Source organism: Fibrobacter sp. UWH5, from assembly GCF_900142505.1.
In the GTDB taxonomy this organism is placed as follows: domain Bacteria; phylum Fibrobacterota; class Fibrobacteria; order Fibrobacterales; family Fibrobacteraceae; genus Fibrobacter.
The window spans coordinates 439,397-453,265 of sequence record NZ_FRBB01000001.1 but is presented as its reverse complement, the minus strand read 5'-3'; the positions used below and the strand labels follow the sequence as shown (position 1 = coordinate 453,265).

Annotated in this window: 8 protein-coding genes; all 8 read right to left on the bottom strand. The window is 46.2% G+C overall.

Annotated elements, in window-relative coordinates:
• Positions 1 to 6 precede the first annotated feature (6 nt).
• On the bottom strand, positions 7 to 3,534 hold the full coding sequence (pglX, locus tag BUB38_RS01960; protein ID WP_073156274.1) for a BREX-1 system adenine-specific DNA-methyltransferase PglX: 3,528 nt from the start codon (positions 3,532 to 3,534) through the stop codon (positions 7 to 9).
• 16 nt (positions 3,535 to 3,550) lie between these two features.
• Positions 3,551 to 5,350: a DUF262 domain-containing protein gene (locus BUB38_RS01955; protein WP_073156272.1), complete on the bottom strand. Its 1,800-nt coding sequence runs from the start codon at positions 5,348 to 5,350 to the stop codon at positions 3,551 to 3,553.
• 9 nt (positions 5,351 to 5,359) lie between these two features.
• Positions 5,360 to 8,914 carry a BREX system P-loop protein BrxC gene (gene brxC, locus BUB38_RS01950; protein ID WP_073156756.1) on the bottom strand — a complete coding sequence of 1,185 codons (3,555 nt, stop codon included), beginning with the start codon at positions 8,912 to 8,914 and terminating at the stop codon, positions 5,360 to 5,362.
• Positions 8,915 to 8,931: 17 nt separating this feature from the next.
• Entirely contained in the window at positions 8,932 to 9,498 is a 567-nt protein-coding gene (locus BUB38_RS01945; protein ID WP_073156269.1) for a DUF1788 domain-containing protein, read from the bottom strand.
• Between the two features lie 7 nt (positions 9,499 to 9,505).
• Entirely contained in the window at positions 9,506 to 10,108 is a 603-nt protein-coding gene (locus BUB38_RS01940) for a DUF1819 family protein (RefSeq protein WP_073156266.1), read from the bottom strand.
• 284 nt (positions 10,109 to 10,392) lie between these two features.
• Positions 10,393 to 11,085, bottom strand: coding sequence for a hypothetical protein (locus BUB38_RS01935; RefSeq protein WP_073156263.1), 693 nt, complete (start codon positions 11,083 to 11,085; stop codon positions 10,393 to 10,395).
• Positions 11,086 to 11,155: 70 nt separating this feature from the next.
• A complete protein-coding gene (locus tag BUB38_RS01930) occupies positions 11,156 to 11,887 on the bottom strand; it encodes a hypothetical protein (protein ID WP_073156261.1) in 732 nt (243 codons plus the stop codon).
• Between the two features lie 713 nt (positions 11,888 to 12,600).
• Complete coding sequence (locus tag BUB38_RS01925; protein WP_073156258.1) at positions 12,601 to 13,722, bottom strand: hypothetical protein; 1,122 nt, start codon at positions 13,720 to 13,722, stop codon at positions 12,601 to 12,603.
• Positions 13,723 to 13,869: the final 147 nt, after the last annotated feature.

Here is a 13,869-nt window from a genome sequence, read left to right as displayed (position 1 = left end):
TCAAACCTACTTAATCTTTGCGAGAACGTCTTTGAATTTTTCGTAGTTGACCTTAACTCCATCGTCCAAATCGATGGAGATCATTTGGTCGGCCAGGTGGTGGATTTTTTCTTCATAGGCATGAAGTTCTTCCTTCTGTGCCATGAGCTTGGCAAGTTGTTTCTTAAGGCGGACCTGTTCACTGGAAGAAATGACCTCATTGAGGCGAGAGTTTATGCCATCGATGGCGGTATCGTAACGGCTCTGCTGTTCGTGAACGTAGTCGGTACGGATTCGTGCAATGGTATCGGATTGATAGCGGTGCATATAGATGAGACACTTGAAGCCATTCTTCTTACCGCTATCGAAGAGCCAGTAAATCGGACGTTTTCCGGAGCCATTTACTTGATAGGTATTACAATGATCTTTGAAAAAATCATTGAGGAAATAATTGCGAATAATATCGCGAGCCGTACCCTTACCGCCAAGTGCATCGGCGATGAACTTTAGGTTATCCTCTAGTTGGTCTGCGCCATACGCAACTTTAATGAACTCCACAAAACGACCGACAATATCGTCGGAGAAGTATTCATCATCACAGATAGGGATAATGTTATCGGTATCAGCCACAAAGGATTTATACTCAGCGGGATTCCATTCACCACCAGCATAAATCAAGCCTTCCCTATCCAAGCTGTAGCGACCAAACATGCAGCCCACAGCATAACTGATTAGGCTCTTGATATCTCTTTCCAAATCAGCCTTACGGACGGTAACATCCTTTTCTTCTACGTCAGGTGTCAGCTCATTCTGAAGACCATAGATGTCAATGAAGATACGGTTCAATTCTTCTTCATTGGATTTGAGGGTGGTAAAGCGTGATTCACATTCCCGTTCCCAATTTTCATAATTCCATCGAACAGAGCCTAATTTACTCAATCGATCATTAGCAAACTGAGACTTTGCATTTTCATTCCATTCCTCACGAGATGGAACGAGCGGATGTTTACGGAAGTCCCAAGATGTTTCAAAAGAGTCCCAGTCGTTTCGTGATAATAGAATGGTTCGTTTTGCAATTTCATCAACAGATTTGATAACATTCTTATCCGAAACAACAACAGGCAAACGAGCAATATCCCCTACTTGGCTTGCCAAAGTTGGATTTGTTATCTTCATAAATTCAGTTGCGGGTTTAGAGCACAAGAACGCCAACAAGTAATAGAACAAATCATCAGACGCGAATAACGACATCCCATTAGTATCAAATAAGGAACCTTCTTCTCTAAATCGAGCTCCAAAGAAGCTACTATTCGTCAATGACCATGTGATACTCCTTTGAAACTGATATTCCGGATTTCGAAGAACAGCCTTAGGATGTTTTTTCAACTTCAATCCAGAATTTTTCCAATAACACACATAGTCTAAATTACCATACCATGGCCTATAAGCCCCCCCCTTATTATAGGGGACCCAGCTAATCGGACCTGTATCCGCTGAAAATGATTGAACCCCTGTAGAAAACTTGTCGAAAGGGATTTCAAACCATAGTCTAAGAAATACATCATTATCGGTAGTTGCAAAACCCTGCTTCGGGGAAGCAACGTCTTCTATTTTCTCAAACTCAGCATAAATGTTAAAAACCTTATCACTCACCCAGTAGGCAACAGGCATTCCAGGAATTTTAGAAAATTTGCTCTGTTGAGTCGAGAAACGGCCTTTCTTTGAGAGAAAAGCCTGTTCTCGACTACTAACGCTTTCAACTTCGCCTTGCTTATCAAACAACCTTGCGTAAATGCCTGAATATCCGCTAATAGCTTTTTTTCCAATAACAAAGGCTGTTGTTCCAAAATCAGAGCCGAAGATTCCCCTCCCCGGATGAACCATACTCCAAATCGTACTACACGATAATATAGATTCACGCAATTTCTCATAGCTTGTCAAAAACATCCATACAGGAATGTTTATCATAGCCGTTACGCCATTTCCCTTACACATGCTCAATGTTTTTTCCATACATACGGTGCTTAAATCCGACTTCGATTGCGGATAGTGCGATTTCAAATAATCTGTAAGCAATCGCCCCATTCCCTTAACACCCATATACGGCGGATTCGTCACAACCACATCATACTTTTGAGCCATCGTCTCAGCTATTTGCACAAAAGGCAAAAGCTGTGTTACCACAGGCAACTGGTAAATGCTAGGTTCATTCCTTACTTCGTCAACACGACCATAGATAGCGTCAAAGTCAACCGAAGAAACATTTAGTATAGAGCCATATTCCTTGGCATCATACAAATCTTTAACCAAGGTGCTCAGGGAGTTCTTAAGCGTTTCATCACCATTTACAAAGTATTCCAGCATCGCCTTATCAAGGTCATTGCTTTCCATAATGGAATAAATATGCGGTTGAACTCCACGGCTAAAAAACCGGCTATCATATTGGCGAGCCTTCATCATCACGGCAAAGTAAGCTAACTGAGCCGCACGATCGTCAATATCCAAGCCAAACAAATTGTTTTTCACAATAAGGGTTGTTGCATCCGTTGGAGTATAGCCATAAGCCTGATAAATTTGCACCAAAACATCAAACATATACACAATGATATGTCCACTACCCTCACAAGGGTCAATACAGCGCAAATCCTGAGGTTTTAGCTTCGCATAATCAGAACGAATAGCCGCCAATTGGTCTTTTACGGAATCTTCCTGTTCGGCCTCCTCCAAATAATACTTCCACTTTGGTTTCAAGACATCAGCATGCTGAGGATGCCCCTCCAACCACAAGCGGCCAAGGCTGTTTTCCACCATGTAGCGAACAATCCAGTCCGGCGTAAACAGCTGTGTCGCAGCAGGGATTTTCTCCTTGGTTATCTTGATATTCTTTTCAAGGTCCTTAAACACCTTGTCCTTAGGCTCCGTATTGTAGTACTGATACAGCCAACCAATGATCTGTACGGCATCCTTCCAATCCTCTTCGGGAATATCTGCCACCAGCTTACCCACAGCACTATTGGGCTCCAGCAGGTAGTCTGGGAACAGTAATTCCGTATAGTCAGCAATACGCTGGAACATTCCGGGCAAAACCTTGTTCAAGGCGTTGCACAGAGTGATTACCAAGTACTTGAATAGTTCACCATCGTTGTCGTCGCTCTTAAAGGCATAAACCTTGCTCTGATCGAGACCTTCCATCTCCAAGTTGATAGCCTCTGCCATAATCTGAGGCTTAAAGGTGCCTTCATCGTCGCTGAACACACGGACGTGACTAGGCAAGTAGTCATTCACTTCCATAAAGCGAAGGGCACAGAAGCGGTTGAACCAAGTATAGGCAACTTCTTCCATTACCTGCTCATAGCCTTCCTTACGGATTTTCGCAATCAAGGCGGAACGCTGCTGCTTTTCGGCCTCGGAAAGCACCTTGCCATTCACAGTAGACACATTCGCCGTTACATCACTATCGGCATCAATGCCATACTGCAAAGCCTTCTGACTCACTCGGGAAATGAGCTCCCTACGAGCCCACACAGCATAATTCTTGATTGCGTTCTTATCCATAGCTATACCAAATCCGTTACTTGTTCAATGCAGAAATATCAAAGCCAGTAGCCTTAAGTTGGTCAATCAAAGCCTGCTGTTCCGCAGTCACAGAAGGCTGCGCAACAGCACCTCCAGCGGCATAGTCCTTACGCCAACCATCAAGGATTGAGACTACACTTTCGGCTACAGCAACATCACGTTCAATGATGGAGTCAAGGCCCCAAACCTCCAAGGACTCATTTTCACCAATAGCTTTGGTTACAGCCACTTTGGATTCCTTGTACAAGTCCTTTTTCTTGGTGAAGTAGTTGTTACCGGCCACAATGTTCAACTTCTTTTCGAAGGGGACCTTATTTCCAAGGTGTTCGATTTTTTCCTTAACTTCCTCGTCAGGATTATTCGGGAAATAGCCTTTCTGCCACTTCTGCGGCAAAATGTGTTCAATTTCCCATTTGGAAGGCAGAAGAGTATCCTGCTCATCATAGGCAAGAAGCTTCAGCAACATACGCACAGCATTGCTATGGGGCGTCTTAGACTGTTTACGAAGATCATCATTAGAGAATACGTTGAAGTCAAACGTCGGCTTATCACTGGATATGATTGCAGTATTAAGCTTCAAAATACCCGTCTTAACCGAGTTAATGGTATGGGTTTCCAAATACTTCGGCAACAGTTCTACAATCATCTTGCGGATAAACAACAAGAACTTCGCTGCAAAGTCATCGCTACCACGGTATTTGAGGTAGTAGGTCACCACTGGATACTTCCAAAATTCATTGGGGTAAGAAGACAGAACGTCCAAGGCTTTGAGCACGCCCATATCGGAACTCCAAGCTTCACCCTCAGCGACAGCCTGAGAATTGACCACTTGGAACAAGCCCAATACGGCCTTGAGGTTACTCATCAAGTCTTGCTTATGGAGCCTATCCTTCTTTTCCTCGAGATAATATCTACGAACACCCGGCGTGGTCGTGTCTACATCAGACTCTAACGCACGTAAATAGAACATATAGTAGTAGAACAAGCGCTGAATACTCTCGCCAGCCTCTTCGGCATCCTTGGAAAGTTCCTTCCAAGACTTGATAAAGGCCTCCTTCTTTTCCGCATCAGGCAAGCGATTGTAAATCTGAGCCTTGAAGATATCAGCATCAGACAGAGGACGGCCTCGGTCATTCAACGTCGTAAATATGGTGAGAGCAGTCTCCTGAGTATCAGCCGTTATAGGCATCACGATGACCTGATTCAGCAAAGCGTAGATGAAGTCATATACCTGAAGAGCATCATCCTTAGAGGCCTTTTCATACAGTTCTACAAACTGATTGTAATTCTTGGAATACTTGTCCGTTGCGCCTTCGGGTGCGACACCAGTCCGCAGAATCGTATGGAGGGACTCTCGATCCTTGTCGCTGATAACCTTGGATTCCAGCAAAATAGCACTGAAGTCTATCTTGCCATTCAACTTGTTCTTCAGCCAAAGTGTCGGTTCAATTTCGTTCCTAAAGTTGGCCGCATTTTCGTCAGAAGAAGCCTGCAACTTGGTGTAGATAGCACGAAGCAGTAACGTAAGGGAGGTTATGCGCTGCTGACCATCAATAATTTCCTGCTTGCCATCCTTGATGTATGACACCACACAACCAAGGAAATAGGTTGCTTCACGGGTCGATCCACCACGAGTCTTGGCAAAGTTCCATACGTCGTTAAACAAGGTATCCACTTCATCAGAGGTCCAGTCATAAGGGCGCTGGTAATCAGGTATAAGGAACTGCTTTTCCTTACCCGTTTCAAGGAAGGCCTTTACACACTGTTTGTTAACGTTAATTGATGTATCTGACATAACTCCTCCTTAATTCAGTTCAATACCGTCGTTACCCTTCAGCAAGTTCAACATCTGCTTACGGATTTCTTCTACGTAAGCATTCACCTCAGACTCTGTTTCCAAATGTTTCGGGCGGAACACCTGCATGCGAGACACCTTCACATACTTCTTGGGCGCAGGCTTCGGCTGTTCTGGGGAACTGGGAACATCCGGAGCGGGAATAGGTTCTGCGGTCTGCCTAAGAGCATCCTCGATACGCAGGCAAAAACCATCCACCTTACTTGATATTTGAGGAAGGAGGGCGTCCAGAAGAGCCAAATTAGCCAACTTATCCGCGTATTCCTTCTTAGCTTCCAGGAAGTTATAGGCTTCGTTTACCAAATAGGCAACCTTGCCACTTTCCTCGGCGCCAGCAGCCTGCTTCACAAGTTCCCTACTTTGAGCTATAGAATTTATCACAGCACTACGCTTGGCCTTCAACATCTCGCTATGTAGAGTCTTAAGCCTGGAAATCAATTCGTTAAGTTCGGGAATACGGCCATAGCAGTAAGGTTCCCCTGCAGGGATTTCAATAATGCTATTGAGTTCTTCCAGTGCTCTACGGGCCTCGTTATTTTCATTGATGTATTCCTGGTCATTCTTAAGGTCCTGAGCCAACTTGACCGCAGAATCGAATAGAGAATACTGGGTTGTCAAGAAATTGCTGACCCGCTCCATTCGCTCGCGGCTATCAAGAAGTTCGTCCTGTTTTTCAAGGAGACGGTCTACCAGGGCAATGTTATCGGACTTCTGGGATGTGATGTTCTCCATCAGTTCAATAGCCTTGCAAACAATTCCAAAATCCGGATAGGAACGACCGGTGTAACGAGCCTTGTACTGAGCGTAATTGTTGCGTTGGAGATCCAGGTTATCAAGAATGAACTTTACAAGACCATCTTCATCGGTGGGGACAGACATTGCATGCAGGTATTCACGAAGGAAGCTAACTGCATTTTTCATCTTCATCGAGGACACCGATAGACGCTTGCTAACAATCGTCTTGCCGGTTTCGCTTTTGCGACGGAGCATATCAAGCATTTTGGCGTCATTAGGCTGTACAGTATTCCCAGCATACTTGATGGTAACCTTCTGCTTGTAAATCAAGTAGGCAACAATGCCGGCAATATCAATTTCGCGCCAGCCGTAGGGTTTCTCACCATAACGACGATGCAGGTCAGCCATGGACGTAGTAGCCTTCATACGGTCCTGCATGTCAAGGTATTCCTCAACCTTGGTCATTGCCTCCACATTGGGTTCAGTACCGTCAAAGGAAGGAGCTTCCCCGTTTAGAATCGATACAATATCCAAATCAGATTCGTAATTACGGGTTACCATGCCGAGATTCTTGTAGATGTGGGCAACAAGGACTTCCAGGGCCTGGTTCAGCCTCTTGCGAGCGTCCCCAGAACAATCAATCTTATTACCGTCAACATAGTAGACAGCACCCTCAATGGCCTTTGTGAGGAGTTCCTGGGCGTTTGCCTCAAGAGATCCAGCGTTGTCTATCTGACCGCGAATAATATCCTGCACCAGCTTGGAGGACTGGGCTACATTACGCTGCTTCACGTACTTGCGAATTTTCATAGCACGTTCAAGCTGTTCGTAATACTTGACGTCAGGCAAAACAACAATGGCTCGGCCAACGGAGTTGTTCATCAAGATGGCATCGCGCTTATCCGCAGGATCCGTGGCAGCAGTCAAAATCTGCAAAATCATGCCACCCGAGCCACCAGAAATAGTCTGATTATCGACTATGCGGTCAAAGTCAAAATCGTATTTGCCATTTCCGTAACGGAACTTCCTGATATCGTAAATCTGGTCAAAAATAATCGAGCCAATTTTAGAAACCACATCGGAAGTATCGACTACAGTGTCATTTTCAATGGCACGCTGAATTTCCTGCTCTTCATTGGTAAGGAAGTTGTATATCTCACCATTGCGGCCAATGTAATTCTGAGAAAGAAGCCTATCCAAGCTGTGCTGGATTTCTTCTCGCTTGCTAATCTTATCCAACTGGATATTGTCGGCCATAAGGACAATGATATTATCCAGATTAGCCTTAATATCATCTACGTATCGAATCAAGTAGAGCAATTTGAGGACATCAACATCCTGAATCTCAATACCGTTTCCATTTTCAGCAGCTTCCCTACAGCGTTCGATTACTCGGCGAATATCGCTGTTGAGGAAGGAGCAAACCGTGTCATAAAACAGATAGAAGGGCGCCAGGGCAAACTCATTCTTCTCCTGGATCTTCACAGCAGCTTCCTGGAAGCCCGAAAGCATGGAACGTTCACCACCAGCCAAATGAGTGCCGGAGTTTCCATGCTTACGAATTTCGCCAAAGACCTTCTGCAAAAGACGGAACTGATAAGGGACAAAGGGGAAGTTGCGGGTAAAGTCCTCCGCACCAACATACCCCTTGATATCAAGTACGCAGTCCTTAAAAGTAAACAGGTTTCGAAGAACGGAGTCATTTGTCTCATAGACCTGGCGAAGAGCATCTGCTGCTTCGTCCTTCTTCTTTAGAATACGTTCCTGGATAACTTCGTCAGCAGCACTAGAGGACAGAGACAAACGTGTCTTGAAACGAGCCTGAATTCGGGAGAATTCGTTCACTCGGGCCTTGATAATCTCGTCAATAGCTTCCTGACCGGTACAAACCACCCAGACCTTGCCTTGGCACTTACTACCAATTTCTTCAACCACAGACTGAAGATTCAAGAGAAGATCCGTATCGGCACCCACATACTGACCGACTTCATCCACCATGAATAGAAGACGATAGTCCTTGGGCTTCTTGGATACGAACTTGCTTATCTCACTTACCAACTGCTTGATGGAGGTCTCCACATTTGCCTCGCCATCAATCCACTTGTAAGCATCCTCCTCGGTCATGTCAAGAACCTGGGACATAGCAGTTGCCACCGCCGCAGGGGAAAAGTCCAGCGCAGTAGCACGGAGGTCAAACCAATCCCTATTTGTCGCCGCACGGAAGGCGTCATGGAAAGCCTGGGTTTTGCCCTCAGATTCAAGATGCTGTTCTAGTCGGGCAACCTTGAGATCTTCCCCATAGAAGCCCCGGAAGTTGTAAAACACCTTGGCAAAGACCTTGAGGACGGCGGTTTTATCCTTTGACGCGAAGCCTTCAATGTCAATGTTAAAGAGAATTGTATCCGTAGGTGCCTTGGTTGACTTATCTACGTTCATGAAGGAGCCTGCATCGGCCCACTTTTCACGGAACACCTCTACAGCCTTTGTACCTCCAAATTCGCAATTTGCCAAAATGAAGGAAAGCATCTTGAGGAAATGAGATTTACCAGATCCAAAGAAGCCGGAAATCCATACGCCGACATCGTCTGTCGGCGAGTCAAAGGCATCTGCGTAGGCGCTAAAGAAATCCGAAAAGTGCCTGCGGAGCTCGCGGGTCACGACGTATTCGCTCATTTCCTGGGCAAGAACGGAATCGGTAGTTTCGCCCACCTTGACAACACCACCAATTTTGCGGTTAATGTCATCACGGAACATACTTCTAATGATCATAGCCATCGTGACCTACCTTAGATAATGTTAAAAGCTCGGTAATAGGAGTTAGGAATCAGCTTGTCAAACAACTTCAAGCTTCGACCGTCGAACTTACCCGGATACATAACGACCACCGGGATATCGGAAAATTCAGGCTGGATAGCCTCCAGCAGGGAATGCATGCGCATGTACGGGTAAGCCTCCCCTACACCAGTCAAAAGCAACACATCACCCAGTTTATGATCCGGGTACTGCATTTTGGCCACAAAGGACTTATTGTTGGCAGCACGCTGCAACACCTTCAGCATGTGCTCGCGTCCACGCTTAATTTCAACATCAGGGGCTCCCGCCGTAATTGCAAAGTCATCGCAAATAGAAAGGAAAATCCTGTACAGGTTGCATTCTTTCAGATTGCATTTAGAAGCCAAGGATGCGTCAGACAAAGCCTGAGATACAAAATGGCGGACGACCATTTCATCTTTCGGGTCATAGCAGAATATGTTGATATTAACCTCATTGGCGAGGCCATGGCCCTGTAGAAAGTCCGCATTTTGGAATTTCTCACGAAGTTTATCCAGTCGTTCAGTGATATCACCTTTCATTGCAAACCTACACAAAGCAGTTAAAAGCGGATAAATATGTCATGTCACCGGCAGCGCGTATAACATTCTCTACGGACGGGTAAATTGTCACAGGCTCGATGCTTGAGGCTTTTAATCCGGACAAATAGCCAGTTTCCATCAACGTCCTCACCAGAACGCGACGAACTTCCCTCGTGGTAGACTCGCTCCATTCAGCAACCGACTCGTTCTGCTCCCTTAATCGGGTCAAGAAATTGTGAGCCTCACTAGGCCCCCAGGACAGGTCCATCGTGCGGAACTTCTCTCCAACCACCGTGACCATAAAGTCCAAAACCAACCGATATTGCCGCATCAAAGCATACAGACAAGCCTGTTTAGCCTCATCCACAAGACCAGAGGCGATAATCGGGACCAGTGCCGCATCAGGCAAGAATCCTATACGAGCTAGGCAAGCCTTCGCCATACGCTGTGAGGAGCGTTCCGTCGGATACTGGAACAGGTTCTGCTTAGCAATCGTTTCAACAATGCTGGATCGGTCCATTCCAGTCTCCAAAAGGCGACTCACTGTACGCATTTCGTAGAACAGGAAAGGCTCTCTAGTCAAAGAGGATTTATACAGAACTTCAGGCATCAACAAAAACCTCCCCTAGAGCGAGGGGAACATGCCACAAAAGGGCTTACCACAGTGGTAGCCCCGGCACAATTCGCAGGTGCGACAAACAGCGTACTAAACATCAATGTACCATAAGCAATATAACTAAAAAGATTTCCATGCAAGTCTCGTCTTTTTTGATATCAACAGATGCTCGACGTTTTGTCAAATAAAAGCATAGCAAAAGGCGTTCGAGAGCCACGATACGCACGAGGCAACGACCTAGCCCACACAAGAGTAGGGCCCCCGAGAGTCGAGGTAAGCTAGTTCTCGGAGAACTCCTTGTAGCGTTTGTAGAGCAAGTGGCACTTCAGCATACTCGTGCAAGTTTCAGTGGAGCCATCAAACGCCTTCGCCTGACGGTCGCAGGAGCCACCGTTTTCCTTGGCAAAGGGGCAACGATTAGAGTCAGAAATGAAGTGGCCGACCATAGCCTCAAAGGCTTCGGCAGGCTTCATAGATGCGTAATCGGGCTCAGGCTCGGGCTCGGCGTCATCGCATTCCTTTTCGTACTCCCAATCCTCTTCGACATCGCTCTTGGGGATATCGAAGTCCCCGAGCCACTTGCCGACAGTCTCGGCCTTGAAGCGATCGATTTCGTCCCAGTCGCTGCGAACGATGTAAATCAGGTATCGGAACTCCTGATAGAACTCGTGATCGGTCTCCTCAAAGAACTCCTCGTAGGAACACCCGAGTCCGTCAACGTATCCGTTTGCATTCAGTTCCTCGAAGAAGGCTTCGTCAATCGTGTCCTCGAAATGCTTGTCGTAAGTGCTGGCTGAGGTCTTGTACATATTCGGGATGCCGTCGCACTCTGCAAGGGAAAGGAACAAGGCTCCCCCAGCCTCCGACTGCAACTCCACCTCGGCAACGACCACGCTGGGGCCAGGTCCACAAGGACCTACACCACCATCGACGACACCACACTTCACATCCTTAATCAGATATCTAGCCATTGTAACCTCCATTTGGTTTCCTACGAATATATATCGTACCCGATGCCAAAAGTTGTCAATCAACAAAAAGTTATTCTTCCGCCCATCCGTACTGTTCTTCGCGCAAGTAGCCAAAGGACCTGACGAGCCTCACCACTCGGGAGGCCATCTCCACCACGGCAGCACCATCCTCCGACTCGGGAAGCATATAGCCCTTGCAAGTCTTGGACAAGAACTTTATCTCATAGGTGGCCCCATCAAGGATATCCCAGCACTCGGCCTGAGCAGGCAACGCCATAACCTCGGTTCTATGCACCAAGAGATAGGCCTTGACCTTCTGCCCCATCTCTCGGCACGTACCCAAAAGGCGGTAGGCAGGAAACCCAAAGGAAATCCTAGGCTCGGGTGAAGAGCTCGTGACCTCGTAGAGTCTACCATCTGTATAGAGCAGAACGCCCGAGTTACTCCCGAAGTAGCCGCCATCATTACGAGACTCGTAGATAGTCCGACCTCGGGGTTTCTCGTAGACAAGGGACTCATCGTAGGTAACCTCGTATGTTCTAGCGACCATTGCCTTTTCGTTCACCGAGACCTCGGGGTACTTGGAGATATAACGAGCAAGGAAAGCCTGAAACGTATAGGGGTCCCACTTGGAGATGTAGGCACACACGAATGAGAGGAACTCGCGGGGAGTCCCGAGGTCGCTCTTGCAGGCGTGTAGTTCAGCCATCCACACACGAGCCTTGTACTCGTCACGGAACGGACATTCGTCCTCTCCGTGGTAATGCAAGCAGAACTGTGTATCGACAACGTTGTTATCCATAATCACCTCCGAGTATTCTACGAGTCGTAGGTATAATATACTTCGGGAGTCGTATCCCGAAGTCGCTTAACGAGCGACATTTGCTGCAACTTTCCAAAGTATCAGCAACACGAAAGCCCCGGGAACTTCCGTGGGGAACGCGTAAGTCCGGGAACGGGAAACGCTCCCGATGCACGGACCCGTAATCCCGCGGGGAACGCGGAGTACTCCAATCCCCGGAACAAAGGCTTCATCGTAAGAAACGCTCCGCGTGAACGCGGAACCAAGAGCCTCCGTTTACAAAGCAGGTCCAGGATAACTCAGTCCCGAAAGCGTTCACACACGAATCTCCCTTAAAGACGAAAAAGGGTTATGGCTCCGGCCCGCCGCGCCCCGGCATATATTCCGATTTATACGCCTTTCTATGCACTCAAAACAACCAATACAAGCCGTGATCCCTTATAACACAAGGGCTCATAAGCGGCACCCCTCCTCCTTGCGTTCTAAAGTCAGATTGCAATTTCCTAGAAAAAAGCCCTTTTCATGCAGATTTTAGCGGATACTAATAACGAGAAGAATAGCCTATTCTCGCAGAAAATCGGATTATTTCGCCAAATTTGCAATCTGGCAAATCTCATATTCTAGGATCGTGAAGCGGAACGTGAAACGGAACGCGAAGCGCGGGAACGGAACACGCCCGGAAAATCACGAGGCACGTAGCTCACGGAAAGCAACTACCATTTTTCCTTCATTTCATTAGGCCTTATAGAACCTTCGTCATCCGGCTCTTTTCCTTGAAGTCTTTCTTCAACAAATGCCATCGCTAAAACCAAATTCCGCAACGGGAACAAATCACGAATACTGTATAAGCGTTCTCCATTTTCGGAGATTTTGTATTCTAGCAATCCCTCGTTACAGCAATCATCTAAGAACAGCGAAGTAACAGAAGGAATTACACCTTGTGCCTCAACAGCATTCACGAACCCTCCTTCTGGATCTTCGTTCCTCAACAGAGATTTTGCTGACACAATGTTTTCCTTAAGGAGCATCCTTGTCCGTTCTTTTTCGACACCAGACAAAGGCGTCTTATTGAATAGCAATCGATTAACGGACAACTCTATTTGTTGCAAATAGGCTCCTAGCCCACGCACATTTTCAGACTCTCTTTGAAACATTCCGCAAGTCCACTCGTATACAATCTGCGGATTTAACACATTGAGGCGATTAAAAAATTCCCCTCCCGTTTTATAGTCAGAGCCAACATACACAGCTTTCTTGAAGGACGCCATTAATTTTTTAACGTAACCGCAAGCACGATTTTCAGTCTGTTTGTACACAGTCAACTGGGAGGAAATAAATCTTCTGTAGGCTCGTTTGGCGTCAACGGCATCCTTTTCCTCATTGTTAAATAGTCGTAAAGCTTTCTTTCTTGCCTCTGTGAGTGCATTCTTATTTAGCCGTCCATTGAAAACAGACTTACTACCGACAACTCTAAGTGTCTCTATTCCGTTACCTAAAGAATAAGGGGCAACAACGATATTCTCTAAAAAGAAGTCGTGATAGTTTACTATTGGGAGATTTGTGGACTCCTTTTCATAGACAATCAGCCCCAAAATTTTTAGCAGGTGAAAAAGATATTCGTGAGGTTCTTTTCCAATCACAAACCCTTCGCGATCTACACCAAAAAAATCAAACAGGAGACAATTTTCATAAACGGAGGATACAGCCTCGAAACGGGGCAACTTAAAACGCCGGACATATTCAAAACGTCTTCCTGGATTGAGTTCAAGGAACAGGGTCAAATCCTTGGCATCATAAAAGCCAAGTTCGATCACTTTGAAAGACAATCCCTGCATACAACCCTCAAAAAAGTTTAAACATTTTGGGAAAATACCCCCGGGGGCATTTCCTAAATAAATATACCCGTTTTTTTCAAAACTGTCTTTTTTAATTCAAAATCATCTTTTCTACGTAAAAAGCAATGTTTTTTGCTACAAACAGCT

Bases quoted from the DNA above. Each gene is read 5' to 3' on its own strand.
- BUB38_RS01955 (WP_073156272.1), bottom strand. From the start codon at position 5,350: ATGTCAGATACATCAATTAACGTTAACAAACAGTGTGTAAAGGCCTTC.
- BUB38_RS01930 (WP_073156261.1), bottom strand. From the start codon at position 11,887: ATGGATAACAACGTTGTCGATACACAGTTCTGCTTGCATTACCACGGA.
- BUB38_RS01945 (WP_073156269.1), bottom strand. From the start codon at position 9,498: ATGAAAGGTGATATCACTGAACGACTGGATAAACTTCGTGAGAAATTC.
- BUB38_RS01940 (WP_073156266.1), bottom strand. From the start codon at position 10,108: ATGCCTGAAGTTCTGTATAAATCCTCTTTGACTAGAGAGCCTTTCCTG.
- BUB38_RS01925 (WP_073156258.1), bottom strand. From the start codon at position 13,722: ATGCAGGGATTGTCTTTCAAAGTGATCGAACTTGGCTTTTATGATGCC.
- brxC (WP_073156756.1), bottom strand. From the start codon at position 8,914: ATGATCATTAGAAGTATGTTCCGTGATGACATTAACCGCAAAATTGGT.
- pglX (WP_073156274.1), bottom strand. From the start codon at position 3,534: ATGGATAAGAACGCAATCAAGAATTATGCTGTGTGGGCTCGTAGGGAG.
- BUB38_RS01935 (WP_073156263.1), bottom strand. From the start codon at position 11,085: ATGGCTAGATATCTGATTAAGGATGTGAAGTGTGGTGTCGTCGATGGT.